The sequence below is a fragment of the Streptococcus sanguinis genome, assembly GCF_019928825.1.
GTDB lineage: Bacteria > Bacillota > Bacilli > Lactobacillales > Streptococcaceae > Streptococcus > Streptococcus sanguinis_L.
On record NZ_JAHZOP010000003.1, the window covers coordinates 265,127 to 285,600 of the forward strand.

General features: G+C 42.8%; 19 protein-coding genes and 1 tRNA gene. 4 read left to right on the top strand and 16 right to left on the bottom strand.

The features are described from left to right. Window positions 1–34: 34 nt before the first annotated feature. From K1J09_RS07400 to K1J09_RS07410, 3 genes are all read right to left on the bottom strand, one after another. Window positions 35–745, bottom strand: a complete 711-nt coding sequence (locus K1J09_RS07400) for a DUF4272 domain-containing protein (protein ID WP_072074720.1) — start codon at window positions 743–745, stop codon at window positions 35–37. Between the two features lie 127 nt (window positions 746–872). Further along, window positions 873–3,302 (bottom strand): ATP-dependent Clp protease ATP-binding subunit, encoded by a 2,430-nt coding sequence (locus K1J09_RS07405; RefSeq protein WP_223323721.1) that lies wholly within the window; start codon window positions 3,300–3,302, stop codon window positions 873–875. Further along, on the bottom strand, window positions 3,303–3,767 hold the full coding sequence (locus K1J09_RS07410; protein WP_223323722.1) for a CtsR family transcriptional regulator: 465 nt from the start codon (window positions 3,765–3,767) through the stop codon (window positions 3,303–3,305). Window positions 3,768–3,913: 146 nt separating this feature from the next. Between K1J09_RS07410 and K1J09_RS07415 the strand changes: the two genes are divergently transcribed. Continuing rightward, window positions 3,914–4,402, top strand: a complete 489-nt coding sequence (locus K1J09_RS07415) for a hypothetical protein (RefSeq protein ID WP_223323723.1) — start codon at window positions 3,914–3,916, stop codon at window positions 4,400–4,402. Between the two features lie 103 nt (window positions 4,403–4,505). Here K1J09_RS07415 and tsf read toward each other — a convergent pair whose 3' ends face one another. Continuing rightward, the gene (gene tsf, locus K1J09_RS07420; protein WP_002928238.1) at window positions 4,506–5,549 is read right to left on the bottom strand and encodes a translation elongation factor Ts; all 1,044 of its coding nucleotides are present in this window, start codon (window positions 5,547–5,549) and stop codon (window positions 4,506–4,508) included. 72 nt (window positions 5,550–5,621) lie between these two features. Beyond that, on the bottom strand, window positions 5,622–6,404 hold the full coding sequence (rpsB, locus tag K1J09_RS07425; RefSeq protein WP_002894015.1) for a 30S ribosomal protein S2: 783 nt from the start codon (window positions 6,402–6,404) through the stop codon (window positions 5,622–5,624). A gap of 306 nt (window positions 6,405–6,710) precedes the next feature. On the opposite strand from rpsB, the gene K1J09_RS07430 reads away from it, so the two are divergent. Both K1J09_RS07430 and K1J09_RS07435 read left to right on the top strand, forming a co-directional pair. Beyond that, window positions 6,711–6,781, top strand: a tRNA-Cys gene (locus K1J09_RS07430). Window positions 6,782–6,911: 130 nt separating this feature from the next. Then, window positions 6,912–7,676, top strand: coding sequence for a hypothetical protein (locus K1J09_RS07435; protein WP_223323724.1), 765 nt, complete (start codon window positions 6,912–6,914; stop codon window positions 7,674–7,676). Window positions 7,677–7,761: 85 nt separating this feature from the next. On the opposite strand, the gene nusG is transcribed toward K1J09_RS07435, so the two are convergent. The 4 genes from nusG to pbp2a all read right to left on the bottom strand — a co-directional run bounded on the left by nusG (window position 7,762) and on the right by pbp2a (window position 11,261). After that, window positions 7,762–8,298, bottom strand: a complete 537-nt coding sequence (nusG, locus tag K1J09_RS07440) for a transcription termination/antitermination protein NusG (RefSeq protein ID WP_002894018.1) — start codon at window positions 8,296–8,298, stop codon at window positions 7,762–7,764. Between the two features lie 324 nt (window positions 8,299–8,622). After that, window positions 8,623–8,802, bottom strand: coding sequence for a preprotein translocase subunit SecE (gene secE, locus K1J09_RS07445; RefSeq protein WP_002894022.1), 180 nt, complete (start codon window positions 8,800–8,802; stop codon window positions 8,623–8,625). 9 nt (window positions 8,803–8,811) lie between these two features. Next, window positions 8,812–8,964: a 50S ribosomal protein L33 gene (rpmG, locus tag K1J09_RS07450; RefSeq protein WP_002894024.1), complete on the bottom strand. Its 153-nt coding sequence runs from the start codon at window positions 8,962–8,964 to the stop codon at window positions 8,812–8,814. A gap of 68 nt (window positions 8,965–9,032) precedes the next feature. Then, complete coding sequence (gene pbp2a, locus K1J09_RS07455) at window positions 9,033–11,261, bottom strand: penicillin-binding protein PBP2A (RefSeq protein WP_223323725.1); 2,229 nt, start codon at window positions 11,259–11,261, stop codon at window positions 9,033–9,035. Window positions 11,262–11,437: 176 nt separating this feature from the next. On the opposite strand from pbp2a, the gene K1J09_RS07460 reads away from it, so the two are divergent. Next, window positions 11,438–12,313, top strand: a complete 876-nt coding sequence (locus K1J09_RS07460) for an RluA family pseudouridine synthase (protein ID WP_223323726.1) — start codon at window positions 11,438–11,440, stop codon at window positions 12,311–12,313. Window positions 12,314–12,387: 74 nt separating this feature from the next. Here the strand turns inward: K1J09_RS07460 and K1J09_RS07465 are convergent, their stop codons facing one another. From K1J09_RS07465 to K1J09_RS07495, 7 genes are all read right to left on the bottom strand, one after another. Then, window positions 12,388–13,362 (bottom strand): acyltransferase family protein, encoded by a 975-nt coding sequence (locus K1J09_RS07465; protein WP_223323727.1) that lies wholly within the window; start codon window positions 13,360–13,362, stop codon window positions 12,388–12,390. Window positions 13,363–13,546: 184 nt separating this feature from the next. Further along, a complete protein-coding gene (gene galE / locus K1J09_RS07470; RefSeq protein WP_223323728.1) occupies window positions 13,547–14,563 on the bottom strand; it encodes a UDP-glucose 4-epimerase GalE in 1,017 nt (338 codons plus the stop codon). A 453-nt stretch (window positions 14,564–15,016) separates the two neighbouring features. Continuing rightward, complete coding sequence (locus tag K1J09_RS07475) at window positions 15,017–16,426, bottom strand: lipopolysaccharide biosynthesis protein (RefSeq protein WP_223323729.1); 1,410 nt, start codon at window positions 16,424–16,426, stop codon at window positions 15,017–15,019. 10 nt (window positions 16,427–16,436) lie between these two features. Then, entirely contained in the window at window positions 16,437–17,522 is a 1,086-nt protein-coding gene (locus K1J09_RS07480) for an NAD-dependent epimerase/dehydratase family protein (RefSeq protein WP_223323730.1), read from the bottom strand. After that, complete coding sequence (gene ispD, locus K1J09_RS07485) at window positions 17,503–18,225, bottom strand: 2-C-methyl-D-erythritol 4-phosphate cytidylyltransferase (RefSeq protein ID WP_125330746.1); 723 nt, start codon at window positions 18,223–18,225, stop codon at window positions 17,503–17,505. Before ispD ends, K1J09_RS07480 begins: the two co-directional genes overlap by 20 nt. Continuing rightward, window positions 18,222–19,547 carry an O-antigen polymerase gene (locus K1J09_RS07490; RefSeq protein WP_126434985.1) on the bottom strand — a complete coding sequence of 442 codons (1,326 nt, stop codon included), beginning with the start codon at window positions 19,545–19,547 and terminating at the stop codon, window positions 18,222–18,224. The genes ispD and K1J09_RS07490 overlap by 4 nt, the downstream gene beginning before the upstream one ends. Further along, window positions 19,547–20,470 (bottom strand): LicD family protein, encoded by a 924-nt coding sequence (locus K1J09_RS07495; protein ID WP_002907804.1) that lies wholly within the window; start codon window positions 20,468–20,470, stop codon window positions 19,547–19,549. The genes K1J09_RS07490 and K1J09_RS07495 overlap by 1 nt, the downstream gene beginning before the upstream one ends. Window positions 20,471–20,474 lie beyond the last annotated feature (4 nt).

A 20,474-nucleotide genomic window follows, 5' to 3' on the forward strand; every position in this document is an offset into this window, starting at 1 on the left:
TCCTTTCTAATTGAGTGAATCAAGAGAAGTTGGACTAGGTATGCAGTTCAACAGCATCCCAGTCTTGGGCCGTATTCAGCCCCAACAGCCAGTCAAGGCCAGACCGCCTCTCCAGAACAACACTTTCATCAAGGCCTGCCGGTGCTGGCTGGTCATGAATCCGAGCATCAACACAGGCCCAGTGATAACGATAAATCAAATCATCTTCATCCAGTAACTCTTCTAAGCTGCGCGGTTGGCATTTACCTAGAAATTCCTGAAAGTCAACTGCACTAGCGACTGCGTCAATGGCAGCATCACAATCACAAATCTTATCTGGAAAAGGTAAAGTATCTACTAGACCCAAGGACCAAATCAAGGACCAATAGGCCTCGTATTTCCAGACCATATTGACGATAGCTGCCGGGTCGGCACGATCTTCCAAGACCGCCCTTTCTTTGGGCGTCAGCTCTTCCTGCACCCCGTATTGCTGCAGTTTATCCTGCAGCCACTGGCGGCTCTCCTCATTATAATTATTATTTTCGATATCCAAGGCCGCCTGAATAATCAAGAGGCTGGTAATAGCCCGACGCGCAATTTCTTCTAGCGAGCGCGGCCGTACCTGCTCAGCACTTTCGATAACCGGCAAGTGCTCAAGGTAAGGAATTCCCTCCTTTTTCAAGCGCTGGATACTAGCCGCCTTGCGCTCTTCTGGTGTTTTCACTCTGGCTTTCTTGCCAGCAAACAAATCTTTAAAAAACGACATATCAGTCTCCAATCCTTCAATTTTCCAGTTTCATTGAATGATGAAATAACTGTTGGGTATCTATAGGTATGCTTGCTATCAGAAATTAACCGCGAGCACTCAACTTTCCATTAAAAGACTGCACTTTCTAGGCCACTTCGAACTTGAGTTGGCCAGCCTTGACCCCGACCTTAAGAGTTTGACCCGTCATCAAATCTCCTGTCAAGAGGAGTTCAGATAGTTTGTCCTCTACCTGGGTCTGCAGAGTGCGGCGCAATGGCCGTGCCCCCATTTCCACATCGTAGCCTTCCTGAGCCAGTAGCTTAAGGGCACTAGTCTGAAACTTCAGCTCAATTCCCTTCTCGGCGAGACTGGCAATGAGCGGTTTGACCATAACCTTGACCACTTCCTGCATATCTTCTGCAGATAAGCTGTGGAAAACTACCTTCTCGTCAATACGGTTGATAAACTCCGGTCTATATGCTTTCTTGAGTTCTTCCAACATCCGTTTTTCCATATTGGCATGGTCCAAGCGAATATCACGCGCCCCAAAGCCCACCGTCTTATCATCCCGCAAACTGGTCGCCCCCAGATTGCTGGTCATGATAATAATCGTGTTGGAGAAGTCCACCTTGCGGCCCTTGCTATCAGTCAACTGGCCATCATCCAAGACCTGCAGGAGAACATTGAAAATATCTGGATGCGCCTTTTCTACCTCGTCAAAGAGCAGGACAGAATAAGGTCTATTGCGCACCTTCTCCGTCAGCTCCCCTCCTTCTTCGTAGCCTACATAGCCTGGAGGCGCTCCATTGAGGCGGCTAGCCGCGAATTTCTCCATGTACTCACTCATATCAAATCGTATGAGAGCAGACTCGTCATCAAAGAGACTTTCAGCCAAGGCCTTGGCTAGCTCTGTCTTCCCGACTCCTGTCGGACCTAGGAACATAAAGGAGCCAATCGGCCGCTTGCTGCTGCGGATACCAGACTGGTTCCGTCGGATAGCTCGGCTGATAGCTGAAATCGCCTCGTCCTGCCCAATCACGCGTTTATGCAGTTCTGTTTCCAAATTGAGGTATTTCTTCGCATCTGTCTGAGTCAGCTTCTGCACTGGAATACCAGACAAGCCACTAAGTGTTGCCAAGACATCGTCTTCTTCCACTTTCAGTTTATAGAGTTTGGGTTGCTGCTCTTGCTCAAGCAGTTGTGAAACCTTTTTAAAGTCTGCTACCATCAAGGCTTGATCCACTGGCGTCAAATCCGACTGCTCGTAATTCTGCGGTCCTCTATTCTGCACTGTTGCACTGGCTTCGTCCAAAAGATCAATGGCAGAGTCTGGCAGATGCTTGCTAGTCAGATAGCGATGGGCATATTTCACCGCCGTCTCAATCGCCTGATCACTAATCTGCACCTTGTGATGGTCCTCATAGCTCTTTCTCAGACCTTGTAAAATAGCAATGCTGTCAGCCACATTAGGCTCTTCTATGCTGACCTTGGCAAAACGCCGAGAAAGAGCCGCATCTTTTTCAATATGTTTCTGATACTCTTCCTGCGTCGTAGCACCAACTGTCCGCAGAGTGCCGCGAGCCAGAGCCGGTTTCAGAATATTGGCCGCATCCAAGGTCGAGTCAATACCGCTGCCAGATCCCATGATAGTATGTAGCTCATCGATGAAGAGAATGACATGACCATCTTCTTCAATGTCATTGATGATGTTGTTCATCCGCTCCTCGAAGTCTCCGCGAAAGCGAGTGCCAGCGACTACATTCATCAAGTCCAGCTCCAAAACCCGCATCTTAGCAAGTTCAGCCGGAACCTGACCAGCCGCTACACGCTGAGCCAGTCCTAAAGCCAGAGCTGTCTTACCAACCCCAGCATCTCCAACCAAGACTGGATTGTTTTTAGTCTTGCGACTGAGAATCTGAACTATCCGTGAAATTTCCTGATCACGGCCAATGACGGGCTCCAATCGGCCATCTCTAGCCAGCTCCGTCAGATCACGAGTGTAGTCTTCTAGCCCCCCGCTGGTAGAAGCCGGCATACCCATCATATTAGCCATGGTCTGCTTAGCGGCCATTACTCCCTTATTCAGACTGCGAATAGCCTTGATATCTTCCTTGCCCCAGCCAGCTCGCTGCTCCAAGATCTTTCGCAAATCACTGATTTTCGGTCCCTGCTCCTTGTCCTCGTAGCTAAAGCCGGTAAACTCCAGAATACGAGAGGCCAAGGTCCCTCGGTCAAATAACATGGCCAGCAGCACATGCTCAGTACCTACATGCTTAGCCCGAACAGCTTCTGCAATCTGCCCCGCCTCCTCAAACAACTCCTCTAAGCGATAAGAAAAAGGCAGCAGCTCAAAGTGACCGTCTTTCTGATAAGCCTGACCAGTAATCTGAAAAGCCGCTTCTTCAAATCCATCAACTTCCACAGGAAACTCATTGAGGACTGAGCCAGCAACGCTGTAGGGATTATTAGCCAGAGCAATCAGCAGATGCCATGATTCCAGATAATCTGTCGTAAAATGGCCGGCCAAGAGCTGAGCTGCTTCCAAGCTTTCTATTAAGGCTTTTGAGTATTTCATTTATGATTCCATTCCTTTTCTGTCTAGTTGTTGTAAAATCTTTTTTAATATCCGGGCACGAATCACCGCAGCCCCATCACCCAGAATCGAATCTGAAGCTGTTGACAAGATTAGATTGCCCTCACGTTCGGTTATAATCTTCTCGTCAAAAAGAAGCTGAATAACATCTGCGAAAACCTGCTGGCTGACACGCTCTCCCACACTGTCGTACAGGCCGCAAAGCATCTGATGCCGGTCGGAAAATTCTATCTTTCCAATCCGAATATAGCCGCCGCCACCACGCTTACTCTCAACGATATAGCCCCGACTTTCCGTAAAACGTGTCTTAATCACATAGTTAATCTGACTGGGAACCACCTGAAAAACGTCAGCCAGTTCACTGCGTTTCAGTTCAACCATTCCTGCCCGAGCCAGAATAGACTTGATATATGCTTCAATACTGTCCGATGTGTTTTTTGCACCCATGACTTCCCTTTCCAGTTGAAAATTTCAGAATAAATCTCTTCTTTTGTCGTTTCTCTAACATTGACTATCTTTGACTAATATTATACCGGAAAAGTCTCTATTTTGAAAGAAAAAGGGATGACTGAAAGGTCTGATAATTCAAACTAGTGAAAAAGCTTTGCTATGATTGTGTAACCGCTTGCTTTTTGCTTTTAAAGCGTTATAATATAGGTGGAAATCCACAAGGAAAAGACAGACAGAAACTCCTGCCTGCCAACGATCATCTAAACAAGGAGGATAATCCAATGAAAATGGATTGGCTCAACTATTCTCGTCATGTACTCAAATGGCTCTTTGCAGCTCTGAGTATTTTCACCATCTTTTCTGCTGACTATGTTGATATTCCTATCGGAGCTCTCATCGCCTGTCTTTATGCTCCCCTGCTCTTCGAACAGGAGCTGGTCAGTAACCGAGTCAAATGGTATAGCTTTCTGATTATCATGGTGGTTACTCTGCCCCTTTTGTTTATTACCAAAGTCTATCAGTTTAGCTTGACTTACCCCCAAACCACAGCTCTTCTCTTCATATTGGTAGTCTTGATTTTTACCAACGGCTTGATTGCTCATAAGGAAGAAAGAGAAAAAGCAGCTAAGTGATGCTACTCACCATTCTAAACTTGATGTTTCAAAATGCTACAAACGAAAAGGTCTGAGAAAAAATCTCAGACCTTTTATTGTTCTATTTTTAAGCTAAAAATGATTAGTTCTGACCAAGAGCAGCAGCCATTGTTGCAGCTACTTCGTTTTCAAAGTCGTTAGCAGCTTTTTCGATACCTTCACCAACTTCAAAGCGAGCGAACTCAACTACTGAAGCATTTACTGATTCAAGGTAAGCTTCAACTGTCTTGCTGTCATCCATGATGTATACTTGTGCAAGAAGTGTGTAAGCTTGGTCAACTTTAGTGTTGTCAAGCATGAAGCGGTCCATTTTACCTGGGATGATCTTGTCCCAGATCTTTTCTGGTTTGCCTTCAGCAGCCAACTCAGCCTTGATGTCTTCTTCAGCTTGAGCAACAACTGCATCAGTCAATTGAGCTTTAGAACCGTATTTCAAGTGTGGAAGAGCTGGTTTACCAACCATTGCACGGCTTTCGTTGTCTTGATCGATGACATGGTTCAATTGTGCCAATTCATCTTTAACAAATTGCTCATCCAATTCTTTGTATGAAAGAACAGTTGGTTTCATCGCAGCGATATGCATAGAGATTTGCTTAGCAAGAGCATCGTCTCCACCGTCAATAACTGAGATAACTCCGATACGGCCACCGTTGTGTTGGTAAGCACCGAAGTGTTGAGCATCTGTCTTTTCAATCAAAGCAAAGCGACGGAAAGAGATCTTTTCTCCGATAGTTGCAGTTGCAGATACGTATGCAGCTTCAAGAGTTTCACCTGAAGGCATTGTCAAAGCAAGTGCTTCTTCGTTATTAGCTGGTTTGCCTTCAGCGATTACTTTCGCAGTTGCATTTACCAAATCAACAAATTGAGCATTTTTCGCAACGAAGTCAGTTTCAGCATTTACTTCAACAACAGCGGCAACATTACCGTTTACGTAAACACCTGTCAGACCTTCAGCAGCAACACGGTCAGCTTTCTTAGCTGCTTTTGCCATCCCTTTTTCGCGAAGCAATTCAATCGCTTTTTCGATGTCACCGTCTGTTTCAACAAGTGCTTTCTTAGCGTCCATGACACCAGCACCAGATTTTTCACGCAATTCTTTGACAAGCTTAGCTGTAATTTCTGCCATTTTTCTTCTCCTATTTTTTAATGTAAATAAAGGAGCTGGGCTGAGCCCTGCCCCTTTAGGTTAGTTTACTGATTATTCGTTTGAACCTTCAACAACTTCAACGATTTCTTCGATAGAATCTGCTTGAGTTTCAGTTGCAGCCAATTCTGCTTCTACTGATTCAACGCTATCTTCACCTTGACGGCCTTCGATAACAGCATCAGCCATTTTTGCAGTGATCAATTTAACCGCACGGATTGCATCGTCGTTAGCTGGGATGATAACATCAATATCATCAGGATCAGTGTTAGTATCAACCATAGCAACCACTGGGATACCTAATTTCTTAGCTTCCTTAACAGCGATTTGCTCTTTATGAGGGTCAACTACGTACATCACATCTGGGATGCGAGGCATATCTTCGATACCGCCCAAGAATTTTTCAAGACGAGCACGTTGTTTGTTGAGAAGAGCGACTTCTTTCTTAGGAAGAACTTCGAAAGTTCCGTCTTCTTCCATGCGTTTGATTTCTTTCAAACGAGCTACACGTTTTTGGATAGTAGACCAGTTTGTAAGCGTTCCACCCAACCAACGGTGGTTGATGAAGTATTGACCTGAACGTTCTGCTTCTTCTTTGACAGCGTCAGCAGCTTGCTTTTTAGTACCAACGAAGAGGATAACTGCATCGTTAGCAGCAGCATCACGCATAAAATCGTAAGCTTGGTCAGCATACTTTACAGTTTGCTGCAAGTCGATTACGTGGATGCCATTACGCTCAGTGAAGATGTACTTAGCCATCTTAGGGTTCCAGCGACGAGTTTGGTGACCAAAGTGAACACCAGCCTCAAGAAGTTGTTTCATTGAAATTACTGCCATGAGTAAATTCTCCTTTTTGTTTTTTTCCTCTTTTAGATTTCAGCTCGCAGGACCACCCGAGGGCAACAGTCCCACAATTCATCTAAAATGAGTATTTTGCCATTTACACGGCACCCTCTATTATAACAAATGCGCAGCTCTTTGACAAGACGTTTGCCAGATTTTCTGCCACTAAGTACGAATTCCACTTCTCAGCTGAACATTTGTTCCTGAAGCGTTCAGAATGGTAGTGTCTAACATTTTCTGATTTGACTTTGAAAGACTCTTGACGAAAGCAAGTATTTACGATAGAATAATAAGAGTTGCGGCGGTATAGCCAAGTGGTAAGGCACGGCTCTGCAAAAGCTTGATCGTCGGTTCAAATCCGTCTACCGCCTTCAAAAATATATTTCTAGAAGCCCACCAAGGGGCTTTTTTAATTCCATTTCCTATTGTTTCTAGCAAATTTTGCTGATATAATATTATAAAAACATCATTCATCATCAACGAAAGGAAAAAAGATTGATTATGAAAAAAGTCAGCTTCTATGCCCTCAGCCTTCTCTCTCTGCTAGCTCTCTCAGCCTGCATGCCTGCCAAGCAGACACAGCAAAGAAAAAAGACGCCTAGCTCCCTCAAAGCTTCGAAAAGTTCATCCTCTAAGGAAACATCCAGCAAATCATCTAGCAGTAGCTCTAGCACCTATGAAAGTAGTGATGAGGTATTTCAGAAACGTGCTAGCTTTGATCCAGATGATGCTTCTGCACTACAATACATACCAGATGCAGCTTCTATTCCTGAATTAGAGAAAATAAGAAATTTTCATATTTCCACTGGCTTTGTCATTCAGGTAAACGGAGAGGATATCAATGGTGACAAACCTAAAACGTCTTACGATGAGGTAATAGCGGCTCTAGGTCAACCTACATTCAGCACTGATGAGAATGACCCTGACAACTCTGTCAACATCTGGCACACAGACAACGGAGACATTATGTGCTACTTTACCAATAATGTCCTGACGAATTTGAGTTTTAGCCTAAAAGACGCTCAGCCAGCCAAAAGCAGTTACTCTAGCATCACCACATCCGACACTCCCAAGACAGCTTTCGACAAGCTTGGTCGTCCGGAAATGATTATACGTTCAGAACGCGATACAACCTTTGTCTATAAAAATTCTAATGATGAACATTTTAATTTCTCTACCCAGAACAATCAAATCGTTGGGGTAATGTCTACCTATCAAATGAAACAAACCAAAGACATTATTGACTCTGTCATTAAGGATAAGTAATCTTACAATTGGCTCCAAAAACACAAAAATCCAAGACGTTTTTAGTCTTGGATTTTATTTTTGACGAGGATAACGGCTTCGTCAATTAAAGCTCTGCAATCTGGCTAAGATTGACTTCGGCCACGGTGTCATTACCAAACATGGAAATAATCATCTTGACCTTGTTATTATCAATCTCAGTAATCTTACCTGTATAGTCAGTAAAGGCACCATCAATGATACGAACAGTATCACCAACCTTGACATCCAAGTCAAATTCCTGCACTGTTTGGCCCATGGAGATGAGAATGTTGCGAATTTCTTCTTCCAAGAGTGGCGTTGGTTTAGAGCGGTTTCCGTGCGAACCGACAAATCCTGTTACATTCGGAGTGTTCCGCACGACAAACCAAGCTTCATCTGTCATGACCATTTCCACCAAGACATAACCAGGGAAGCGATTTTCTTCGATTTCCTTGGTCTTGCCATTTTTCTCTACTTGCACGGTCTGAGTGGGGATTTCCACACGCAAGATATTTTCCAGCATATTATAAGTCTGAGCGCGCTGCAAAAGATTTTCTTTTACCTTGTTTTCATAACCTGAATAGGTCTGCAGTACAAACCAGCCTTTGTCAAAACTGTCCATGAGTTCATCCTTTCCTAAATAAAAAAGCCTGCGGGCTTCTGCTTCTTTCTAGCCCTATTATACCATAATTTCCTCAAATGCAAAGGAATTTAATAACTATTTTCCTGACAAATCAAAGTCTTGCAATTCTGCCCAAAAATTCTTGAATCAGCGTTGTCTAGTATGAGAAATTTTTATTTCAAACGATGAATTATAGATAGATTTGATTTTTTTGAAATTGTCGGCGCGTAAATAAGGAGATGCGTCAAAAGTCCCACCTACTCACAATAGGTGGAACTTTGAATAATATGCCTGTTGTAGACTTTTTTATTTCTACTTAAATCATTAAGAGAAAATATTCAGGATCTGGAAAAGACCGCTTGCCACTACTTTGTCAAAGATATAGATGATTACTACAAAGAATGCAGTGTATTCCATGACAGAGATAAAATCTGTCCATCTTTCTTTTCGGGTAGGCCAAGTTGTATCTTTCAATAGTTTAAAAACATCTTTAAAGAATTTCACAACAATCTCCTATCTAGTTTCTTTATGCAGCGTATATTTACTGCAATGCTTACAAAATTTATTAACTTCTAAACGCGTTGGTTTTGGAGTGCTACTGAGCTTAACCGAGTAGTTCCTAGAACCACAGACTGTACACGCTAGACTCGCTTTTTTTAATGCCATAACGCCTCCATCTTTCTTATTATAGCAGGATTCTATGCTTTTGACAAGCCGTTCAGCTCTTTTAAATCCTATTGAAACCAGCTGGTAACAGTATCCCAGAGGTTTTTCGCTTTCTCAGGAATACCAGTGTCATCAATAGCCTTCTTGGCTTCATCCACCAGATTTTGAGCTCGGTCCTGAACGTCCTGCAGGAAGTCTTTGTTTTCAGTTGTAGTACCCGTTTCCTCGGTACCATAGGTGTCCACAGGGGCAATGCCGTTGGCAGCATAGGCATTCTTCTGCCCTTCAAAGGAAGTTCCTTCTGTATATGGCAGAATGCTATTGGCAACATTTCGGAAAACCGCCGAGGCTTCATTAGCGCTGGTCCCAGTCAGATAGTGGGTCTCATCAGTTTTTGGAAAACCTAGCCACTGGCTGATAACCACATCTGGTGTATAACCAATAACCCATTGGTCACCAGATAGATCTGGGTTAAAGTCCGTTTCAGTCGTACCGGTCTTACCAGCCATAGTATAGCCATACGGAGCCGCATAGATACCTGTACCGTTCGAGAAAGTCCCCAGCATCATGCTGTTCATCTTGTCAGTCGTTGAGCTATTGAGGACCCGAGTAGAGGTTTGACGATGGGTCTTGACAACCTGACCGCTGGCATTTTCAATTTTTGTAATGAGATGGGCATCATTCATCACACCGCCATTGGCAAAGACTGAGTAGGCCTGAGCCATCTGCATGGGATTGGTTGTAACTCCGCTTCCTAGCGCTACTCCCAAAGTCTTATCAACCTTGTCCATATTCAGACCGAACTTTTTCCCGTACTCAAAGGCTTTGTTAATGCCTAACTCGTCTACAGTTGAAACAGCCGGAATGTTCAGAGATTCTGCCAAGGCTTGATACATTGGCACTTTAGGGGAGCTTTGGATATTGCCGTAGTTGTTGATGGTATAGTCACCAAAGGTAGTTCTGGTATTATCTAGCTCCTTATCTGTCGGCCATCCAGCAGCAACGGCTGGACTGTAAGCAACCAAAGGCTTGATAGTAGAGCCGGGGCTGCGGGAAGACTGAGTTGCATAGTTAAAGCTTCTGAAGGTCGAACCTTCTGCACTATTGACTCGCCCTACTAGTGCCCGCACACCGCCGGTTTTTGGATCCAAGGCAACACTGCCCGACTCAGCCATAGTACCATCTTCTGCTACAGGAAAGAGAGAGACATTGCTGTAAATAACCTGCATGCTGGCTTGGTAGTTCTGATCCAATTCAGTATAAATGCGATAGCCATTATTGACAATCTCTTCTTCTGTCAAGCCGTAGTCATTGACCGCTTCATTGATGACCGCATCGAAATAGGACGGATAGCGATAGTCCTCTGACTTACCGGCATACGCATCAACCAGCTGGCCGCCGATTCCTACAGCGGCTGCCTGATCGGCTGTCCCCTGATCAATAAAGCCTGCAGCAACCATGTTTTGCAGCACCGTATTACGGCGATTGGTCGCATTTTCAACCGAATACAGCGGATTGTAGATCTCCGGTCCCTTGAGCATACCAGCCAGAACAGCCGACTGATCCAGACTGAGCTGGCTAGCCGAAACTCCGAAATATTTCTTAGAGGCATCCTCCACACCCCAGACTCCATTCCCAAAATAGGAATTATTGAGGTACATGGTCAGGATTTCTTGCTTGCTGTATTTCTTATTGATTTCCAGAGCCAGGAAAAATTCCTTGGCCTTCCGCTCAATGGTCTGGTCCTGAGACAGATAGGCATTCTTGGCCAGCTGCTGGGTGATGGTAGAACCCCCACCAGAGCGACCGGCTGTCAGGATAGCTAGGATAAAACGACTGTAGTTAATCCCGCCATTCTCATAGAAAGTCCGGTCCTCTGTCGCGATGACAGCATTCTGCAGGTCTTGGCTAATCTCGGTCAGCTCGACATAAGTCCCTTTCTGACCAGACAGACTTCCTGCTTCATTGCCATCCTTGTCAAAGATGAGCGTGGTAGCTTTAAGGGCATTCTGCAAATCCTTGACATTGGTCGTCTTAGCCACATAAAAGAGATAGCCACCGACCACCAGACCAAAGGTCAAGCCGAGAATCAGGAATATCTTGGTCAAATGAAACCTGCGCCAAAAACGACGGATAGGGTGCTGAGAGAGAGGTTTCTTCTTGGTCTTGCCCGAACGGCTGAGTCCAGACTTATCCTGCTCTTCTGTCAGCTCTACCTCCTCTGCTGCTTCTTTTTGAGGTTTCTGTATGGTAAAATAATCTACTAATTTTTCAAACAAATCTTTTAAATTCTTCATAAACCTTATTTTATCACCTTATTTAGGTGCAGACAAGAAAGTACCCTATTTCCCGTCTGATTTTTAGTTATTTTTAAGAAAAAGGGTATATTAAATAGCCTTTTAAAGCCCTCTGCAGCAAGTTTTATCCGACACTGCCTATTTCCAAAGTTATGGCTTTCTGCTACAATAAATGTATGAAATTTACACTGACTATCCCAGATGGACTGCCTGCCATGGCAGTCAAAGAGCTGCTGGAAGAACAATTTCTCATTCCGCGAAAAATTCGGCACTTTCTGCGGACCAAAAAGCATGTGTCCGTCAACGGCCTAGCTATCAACTGGCAGACTGTAGTCAAACCTGGAGATGACATCTGCCTGATATTTGATGAAGAGGATTATCCTCAAAAGACAATCTTGTTTGGAAATGGCGAACTCGTAGAGGAGCTCTATCAGGACCAACATCTCATCATCGTCAATAAACCTGAGGGTATGAAAACCCATGCTAATGAACCAACAGAGCTAGCCCTGCTTAATCATGTTTCTGCCTATGCCGGCGAGACCTGCTATGTCGTTCACCGGCTGGATAAAGAAACCAGCGGTGCTGTCCTCTTTGCCAAAAATCCCTTTGTCCTGCCCATCCTCAATCGACTGTTGGAAAAGCGAGAAATCAGCCGCGAATATTGGGCTCTGGTCCAAGGCAAGTTACCAGCTAAAAATCTTATCTATAAAGACAAGATTGGCCGCGACCGCCATGATCGCAGGAAACGGCTGGTTGACCCCCGAAAAGGACTCTATGCAGAGACCCATGTGACTCGTCTCAAGCAATTTGGGCAGGCTGCCTTGGTCAAATGCCAACTCAAGACTGGCCGCACCCATCAGATCCGTGTTCATCTAGGTCACCACGGACATCCACTGGTCGGCGATCCCCTTTATCATCCACAGCCCAAAGGGCGGCTTATGCTCCACGCCCATCGGCTGACCTTCACCCACCCTTTTACGCTAGAAAAAATAACCGTCGAAGCTCGCTCTGACAGTTTTGAAAAAGTATTGAGCAGTCTGAACCCAAGATAGACCAAGAAAAGCAACAGTATTCTCTGTTGCTTTTAGTTCGGAGTCAAAGCGAGGATAAGCTATGACAGCTTACATCACTGAGCCGGAAGTGCACTGATAAGTCTGGGCCTGATGGCTTTCTGAAAAGCTATGCTCAGCAAATAAGACAGTAAGAAAATGATAAAAAAGCCAAAACTATAAATAGTATTCCGAGGCATTATCGACCTGAAAATGAAGATAATAAAAGGATGGATGATATAAATCATGGTGGCGTACTTTTTGGCAATATTATTCAAAATCGGAATATCAATATTGGTCCCATTTCTGACCGCGTAGAAGAAAATTGCACTGGAAGACAAAAGGGTACTAGGATAGAGGTCATACTCCGTACCCATGAAACAATACTCAAGCAGAATCAAGCCTGCTATTCCCAAACCAATCGCCCATTTCCTGACAGACGACAAGTCGTAGGCTAAAATCCGATCCCGATGCTTGGCAAACTGCATCCCTAGAATGAAAAAGGGAAGACCCATAAACAGGAAGTTGCGATAGTAAAATTCGCTATCTGTATTGAACTCAATACAAAAGGCCAGGACCAACAAGAATAAAGACACACCAAAGCTAGTTAAGCGGTGAAAATGCTTATAAAAAACCAGATAAAGCGTGTAGATATAAGAAATCGCCAGCAAATACCAGGTCGGTGTAGCAGCTGAGCCAATCAAGTCTCTGGGACTGTTAAAGAGGAAAAAGTTTGTAAAATCAGACAGGTCTATAGATGCCATCTTTTCTGTTAGTTCTCTGGTCAGCACTAGGTTGACAAAATGAACAATCGTGTAAAACAGGAGGCTTGCAGCTGTCAAAAGGAGCATTTGCTTGAGACGATATTTGACCTTATCTTTGGAAATATTATAGGAAAAATAGCCCGACAGCATCATGAAAAAGGGAACTGCAAAGCGGGCCACAATTTGATAAAAAACGCCAAATTGCCCCGGCAGAAGAAAGTGTAAGGAAACAATACTAAAACAAGCTAGGGCTTTAAAAGCGTGCAAAGTTGTGTTTTCAGTCTTCATGCAGACATTATAGCATGTTTATTATTACAGCTCATCAAGACCAGATTACACACCCATTAAAAAACATATCAATTGATGACATTCTTTAAAAAGTTTTGCATCTGTAGGAGAAGACAGCTCTTATATAGAAAAACTCTTCTGCACTATTACAGAAGAGTTTTATTCACCTAACCGATATTCTACATTAGCCTTCATAGCCATTAGGATTTGAGCTTTGCCATCTCAAAGAATCTCGCATCATATCTTGGAGAGTTTTCTCAGCTTTCCAGCCCAAAATGTCATTCGCTTTGCTTGCATCAGCATAGCAAGTCGCCACATCTCCAGGTCGTCTATCCTTGATAGTATAAGGAATTTTGACACCATTGACATTTTCAAAGGCCTTAACCATATCCAGCACACTATAGCCAATTCCTGTGCCAAGATTGAAAACAGCGACTCCCTTGTTTTCTAAATTATGTTTCAAAGACAAAACATGGCCCTTGGCTAAATCGACTACATGGATATAATCCCGCACTCCTGTACCGTCATGCGTATCATAGTCATTTCCGAAAATGCTAAGCTCTTGCAATTTACCAACCGCAACCTGGGTAATATAAGGCATGAGGTTATGAGGGATTCCATTTGGGCCCTCACCAATCAGACCAGACTCATGAGCACCAATTGGATTGAAGTAACGAAGATTAGTCACAGACCAATCTGAATGTGCAAGAGCAAGATCCGTCAAAATCTGCTCCATCATCAGCTTAGTATGGCCGTAGGGATTGGTCGCTGGAATAGATAAATCTCCTGTCAAGAATGAACCATGATTCATTCCATAAATCGTGGCACTGGAGCTAAAGATGATATGTTCTACCCTGTGCTCTTTCATAACTTCAAGAAGAGCAATACCAGCACTGACATTATTTTCGTAATATTTTAGCGGTTCCCGCACCGATTCTTCTACTGATTTATAGGCCGCTAAATGAATGACTGCGTCAATGTGATTGTCTTCGAAAATCTGGTTCATCATATCTTTATCAGAAATCGAACCCTTGTAAAACGGGATGTTCACACCAGTGATAGTTTCTAAGCGCTCTAGCACTTCTGGAGAGCTATTCGAAAAGTTATCCACGATAATAGCTCCATAGCCTGCTGCGACTAGTTCAACCACTATGTGACTTCCTATATACCCCGTTCCGCCTGTAACTAAAATTTTTTTCATAGGACACCTCTTCTTGCCAATCCTAAAGTTCTCTTTAATTTTACTATTGCAACTAACAGGTATTTCTCTTTCTATAGTTGACCGCCGAATTCTGCACTTACTTAAAATACCAAAAACTAGCCCAATTTGCTATCCTAGCAGCTCTGCTCTCCTGATGCCTTTTGGAATCTCTTCATGGTAGAATAACTTGCAAAACCATTTATATTCTCAGGCATAAAGAACGGAATTATTTTAGCTAATTTCTAATTATTATCAAAAAATACCATAATCCGCAATAAGTTACTGGAAAAATTGTCTTTCATTTCCACTATATACAATGTATAGTTCAGCAAACTGATTGTAGCCAGAGTAACTTTACAAGTAGCTTTGTATGCTAACGCTACATTACAAACCTAAAAAGCCCGGACAGGGCTTAGCATTTAGATTGTTAAACTATTTATAATTTCTCGAGTATCAACGAGCCCGCAATTGCTGGAGCAGACCTTTCAAACTTTTGTATTTGTAAATGCTGTAGGTCAGATAGACAAATCCGTAAGCTGCAGCAGCTAGATAAACTGATAAAAACCAATTCGAAGCAATAAATACAAGCGTCATTAGCAACTCAACCCAGATATCTTTGACGACTTCGATCTGCATCCTCTTGGCTAAGATTAGCTCTGCCAGTATACTCCTAGTCGCCAGCAGCAGCACGATAGACAGCACTGTAGCATTCAGATTGCGCAAAGAAACTGCAAAAATCAAGGTAGTAGCAAAGCTTAAAAGCATGGCAATAACATTTACTTTAAAAATCTGCCTCTCCATTCGTAAGGCTTTTAAGTAGGTATTGATAAGCAGAGCCATCTTGCCCTCGTAGACAGACATAGGAAAGACCAGAGCCATAAATATCAAGGACTCTCTGTAAGCCGGTAGCCAGCTGTCCAAAGCTATTTTCAGGGGATAATACAGCAAAAGAACACCAAACATAAAAACCATAAGGACATTCCGCAACTGATTGTAAATCTTAGGCAACTTGCTTTCGTCCGTTCGTTTCAAAATTGGAAAGATGACCAAACCGATAGCGTTGATAAAGGTCATCAGCAGATTGGAAATGCTCAAGGTCAAGGATACTTTCCCAAATGTAGCAATGTTCCATACCTTTTGAATCCCCATTCGAACCGTCCCGATAATGAGCATACTGGCTACATTTGATAGCATCAGATTGATTCCGACAGCAATATTGCGAACAGTTTCCCGTATATCAAGCTTAAACTGATAGAGAGGTCGCAGGGCCATATCTCGGCATAGATACATGGCATAAAAAAGAGAAACAACTCTACCAATCAAATCTGCATAGACCATAATTTTGAAGTCTCGGAAACCCACGAAAATAAAGACCAGCAAAAGCAGTAAATAGAGGAGTCGGTCTCCACTGACAACATAAGAACTTTCCTTTAGTCGATTAGTCATCTGCAAAACGTACACAAAGAGAAAGCGCAGATTGGTGACCAACATAGTATAAACCAAAAGTATAAAAACAAACCGACTGCTCTCATCTCTAATAAAGGCAGAAGTTCCTAAGAAAAATAAAATTCCAATCCCTGTCAGATAGATCAAAAGCATGAGAAACTGAGAGAAAAACTTTTCTTTATCCAGATCGGCATACTCTAAACCACCGTAGCGAAGGTAGATTCCGTCCACCCAACCCAGATGAACAAAACCGGCATAAGATAAATAAAAAATATAGAGTTGCCAGTAGCCATACTCCTCTACACCCATAATCTTAGGCAAAATCAAGACAACCAGAGAAGAAACTATTACTGTCAGCAAATTGGACAAGACAACATAGGAAAAATTAGCTATTATTTTTTTAAATCCACCAGACAAATTTGCCCTCCTATTCCTTCCTATCTGCTGCCATGCTCTCAATCAAACGTAAAAACATGGTTTCTAAATCAGTATGAGCTTGCCAGCCCAAACTCTCAAGCTTGTCCGTATTGAGACGAATCTTGACTGTCGGATTATATCCTAGCTTTTCCACATCATCTGCCAAATCAAAGACCAACTTCGTTTCATTGCTACCGCTTAGTTCAATAACCATCTCCGCCATCTCACGAATGGAAATAGCCGTTTCTTTATTAGCGACATTATAAGCTTGACCTGCTTGGCCTTTCAGCAGAATGTAAAAAATGGCTTCAATGGCATCTTTGGTATAGCAGTAGTTCCGAACAGTTTCCCCTTTAGTTCGGAGAATGATATCTCTCTTTTCAAGGACAGCACGCGCAAACTGCGCAAAAACTCTGTTGTCCTCATAGCTCACACCTGGGCCAAAGGTTTGTGACAAACGAGCCATTTTCACTGGTACCTGATACTGATGACAATAGCCTACACACAAGGACTCTGCCATGCGCTTGCTTTCCGAATAACTGCTACGAACACTGGTTGGATCCAAATAACCGTAATCTTTCTCGCTAATGCTGGAAGCATCAGGATTTGTCGTCCCATAGACTTCCAGAGAAGAGAGATAGACCATACTGTGAACCTGCTTATTTTTAGCCAGCTCCAGCAGTTTTTTCGTTCCATTTACGGCTAGATCAATTGTCTCCACAGGATGCTCAACGAAAAAAGAGGAGTCCGTCGCACTGGCTCCATGGATAATATAATCCAAATCCTCCTCTATCTGCCAATCTGACAGCAAATCAGCATACACTAGCTTCAGATTCTCACTATGTAAAAAATCCTGAAATAGATCTTCCGCTTTTTTCTGATTTCGCGCCAAGGCCACTACTCTGACATTGGCATCGTACAAATCATTTAAAGCCATCAAGGTGGAAATACAGTGTCTGCCTATAAGTCCGGTTGCTCCAGTTACCAAGACTGTGACATTGCTCAGTTCTCTGAGAATAGGACTGACAGCAGCTAGGTCTTCCATATCCTTTTGTAAAATCGTATTATTTCCCATATCAACCAAAAATTTGTGCATTTTCACGCGCTTCGTAAATCGCTCTAAAAATATAAAAATCAGATGGAGTCGTAATTTTGATATTTTCACTGCCCCCCATGACTGTATGCAGAGGGAGTCCAAAATAACGAGCCAGTGTCGCAGAATCTGTCATATCAAACTGATTCTCTGCCTGAGCTTTTAAATGCAAGGAGTGAATCTTTGAAAGCGCGAAGGTTTGAGGGGCGACAGCTGTCTGGCAAGTGGAACGCTCGATAACCTGATTAATAACATCCGCCTCATCGACCTGAATAACTGTTTCGATAACCGGCTTAACCGTAATAGCTGCCCCATACTTTTTGGCTGTTTCAATATTTTTAGAAATAATTCCCCCGTCAATCAAGGGGCGAACACCATCATGAATCAAAACATAGTCGTCATCGTTCTTGTACTTTTCCCGTAAAACAGCGAGACCATTAAAGATAGACATTTGTCCAGTCTTTCCACCAGGAACCACTTGACTGACTTTTTTAATATTGAACCTAGCTAATAAATCCCTGCAGTAGTCCAGCCAGCCGTCTACACAGACAACCACAATGTCCGATACTGCTGGATGGTCTTCAAAGTGCTCAATCGTATGAATAATAATAGGCTTACCGTGCAACTCTAAAAACTGCTTGGGCAAGGTCTTAGTATTCATGCGGCTGCCTGTGCCGCCTGCAAATATCAGAGCCGATGTCGTCATACCGATACTTTCCTTCCTCTCGTTGTAAATCGTACTCTACTCAGTAAATCAGCTGCCATATAAATCACAAAAGCATAGATAATCCGATTAATATGGGTTGTCAGCAATGACAGCAAAGTTTCCTGAAAGAATGAAATGACTAAAGGATACGCAAATAAAGCGAAAACAATAACCTTTAGCGGGGTGAAATAGCGTTTTTTGATAGAATAGTAGAAACTTCCGTAAAAGAAGCCATATAAAAGCTGAAAGATAAGGACTGAGAAATAGCCAAAATCCTTGATAAAGTAGTAATAAATTGTGTAAACATTGGTTTTATCGTCGTTAAAATGAACAACAGGCAAGAAAGGTGTCAGATCATGGCTAGACAGACCGAGGGATTTCAATGTTCCATAGATAGCAATAAGAGTATTTTCTCCAAAGACTTGATTATCGCTATAAAGAGTAGGATTTTTCAGATAATAGTCTAAAGCCTGAATGGGTGAACCCATATATTTAACCAAATTATCTAAAATTCCGAACTCTGCCCGACTATCCACTCGATTGAGAACAAAGGTTCCAACCGCCATGAATAAGACAAGGAATACAAATCCAATTATCAGCAAAGATCGAAAAAGCTTCACACCATACCTGCTGTCTTTCCACGAATAATACTTCGAGAAAAACAACATATACACAATAGCATAGCCTGCAACCAAGCCCAGCAACTCCGTACGTCCGGTAGACAAGAGGGAAACACCTAAAGAAATCAGACTAACCAGCAGTAACTTTCCCTTGTAAAAAATGCCATCTTTTCCCGAAAAAAGAGACTCACAGAAAAAATAGAAGAAAACAATTCCTAAGGAAAAGTTAACCCGCAACAAATTGAGGCTAAGACGACTAAGAGAGAAATCATAATTTGTAGTCATATGCCGAGCCAATTCAATAGTTTTAAACAATCCCCCCGGTACCTGCTTACTCTGCGCCGCCAAATAAAGCAAATCGGAATAAATAAACCTGACCGCATAAGCCAAAAATAAGAGAACTAAAATAATGAAAAAATTACTCACCTTTATTTGACTAGGTTTGGCGTCCAACTTCCTCTCAGCAAACAAATTCGATGACAACAGGACTCCCATTAAAAAAATGGCATTTCCAACAAAGATAACTGTGACCGTTATCAGAGAAAGTCCCTCTCCCCATTTGGATGAATAAAATGCAGTAAAAATGCTTGCTATCATCCATATTGCCAGATATATAAAAGCCGGGTTAGCGTAGTCTCTTCCTACTGTTTTGATTGTCAAAAACAATAGGAAAAGGCCTCCCAAAATTAGTAAAAAAACCATTATCTTCCTTCTATTAATTCAACCCAATTATCTCTCAGTCTGACATGACGTTCTGTCTGTTCTTTTCTTTCAGGCGGTGTCATGTAATCACCGTAGCGATTAGTCAGATACTTGTCCGCATCATTAGGTCCATCGAACTCATAGCCTTCAAAGGAATACTTCTTAGCTGGATAGAAACTTTCATAATCGATTGTCTCTCCCAAATAGCCTTTGACACCATAAGCAATTGTTATTTTTGAAGTCTTCTTATTAGACTGGATGAGTTTTTCCATCAACTTATACATATTAGCCGGCCCCATGATAAAAGAAGGGAAGCCTATCAGTCTTCTAATCCAAAGATTTTGTCTGAGTTCTTTGGATTCTTTAGCCATATAGGTCAGATGCGGAGTAAACTTCGTATAGCAGCGCGAGCTGTTGTGTGACAAATCCAAGGCTCTGAATAGAAGACCTTTGAGCTTGCGAAGCATGTTATTCTCTGGGACAAAGTCAATTGGCAGCATATCAAGATAAAGATGTTTCTTTTTACTGAAACCTTCTCCTAAAACATCATAGTAGGTCAGTGACTTGCTCTGCAGCTTTAGAACCTTAAAGACACTGTCTGTCGCATCCGCAGGCGAGATCAGCTCGAAGTCCTCGCTGTCCGCAAAGATTTCCTGCAAACGATTGTAGTCCTCTCGGAACATCACTAAGTCGATATCATCGTCCCAAGGGATATAGCCCCCATGTCGCAAAGAACCAATCAAGGTCCCTGCAACCATGTAGGAATGAATATGATGCCGACGACACTCTGCATCAAATTTTTTATACATTTGTAAATAGGCTTTTTGCAAAACCTTTAATTTATCATCCGTAATTTTCTGATACATGGGGCTGAAGCGTTCTCCCAAAGCCAACTCCCATTCAATCTTACTGGTTCCTCTCATTTTT

Coding starts and splice junctions, on each gene's coding strand:
- rpmG (WP_002894024.1), bottom strand. CDS start 8,964: ATGGCATTAAAAAAAGCGAGTCTAGCGTGTACAGTCTGTGGTTCTAGG.
- K1J09_RS07465 (WP_223323727.1), bottom strand. CDS start 13,362: ATGAAGACTGAAAACACAACTTTGCACGCTTTTAAAGCCCTAGCTTGT.
- K1J09_RS07435 (WP_223323724.1), top strand. CDS start 6,912: ATGAAAAAAGTCAGCTTCTATGCCCTCAGCCTTCTCTCTCTGCTAGCT.
- nusG (WP_002894018.1), bottom strand. CDS start 8,298: ATGGACAGTTTTGACAAAGGCTGGTTTGTACTGCAGACCTATTCAGGT.
- K1J09_RS07405 (WP_223323721.1), bottom strand. CDS start 3,302: ATGAAATACTCAAAAGCCTTAATAGAAAGCTTGGAAGCAGCTCAGCTC.
- tsf (WP_002928238.1), bottom strand. CDS start 5,549: ATGGCAGAAATTACAGCTAAGCTTGTCAAAGAATTGCGTGAAAAATCT.
- K1J09_RS07400 (WP_072074720.1), bottom strand. CDS start 745: ATGTCGTTTTTTAAAGATTTGTTTGCTGGCAAGAAAGCCAGAGTGAAA.
- K1J09_RS07495 (WP_002907804.1), bottom strand. CDS start 20,470: ATGAGAGGAACCAGTAAGATTGAATGGGAGTTGGCTTTGGGAGAACGC.
- K1J09_RS07460 (WP_223323726.1), top strand. CDS start 11,438: ATGAAATTTACACTGACTATCCCAGATGGACTGCCTGCCATGGCAGTC.
- pbp2a (WP_223323725.1), bottom strand. CDS start 11,261: ATGAAGAATTTAAAAGATTTGTTTGAAAAATTAGTAGATTATTTTACC.
- K1J09_RS07480 (WP_223323730.1), bottom strand. CDS start 17,522: ATGCACAAATTTTTGGTTGATATGGGAAATAATACGATTTTACAAAAG.
- rpsB (WP_002894015.1), bottom strand. CDS start 6,404: ATGGCAGTAATTTCAATGAAACAACTTCTTGAGGCTGGTGTTCACTTT.
- K1J09_RS07490 (WP_126434985.1), bottom strand. CDS start 19,547: ATGGTTTTTTTACTAATTTTGGGAGGCCTTTTCCTATTGTTTTTGACA.
- K1J09_RS07410 (WP_223323722.1), bottom strand. CDS start 3,767: ATGGGTGCAAAAAACACATCGGACAGTATTGAAGCATATATCAAGTCT.
- galE (WP_223323728.1), bottom strand. CDS start 14,563: ATGAAAAAAATTTTAGTTACAGGCGGAACGGGGTATATAGGAAGTCAC.
- ispD (WP_125330746.1), bottom strand. CDS start 18,225: ATGACGACATCGGCTCTGATATTTGCAGGCGGCACAGGCAGCCGCATG.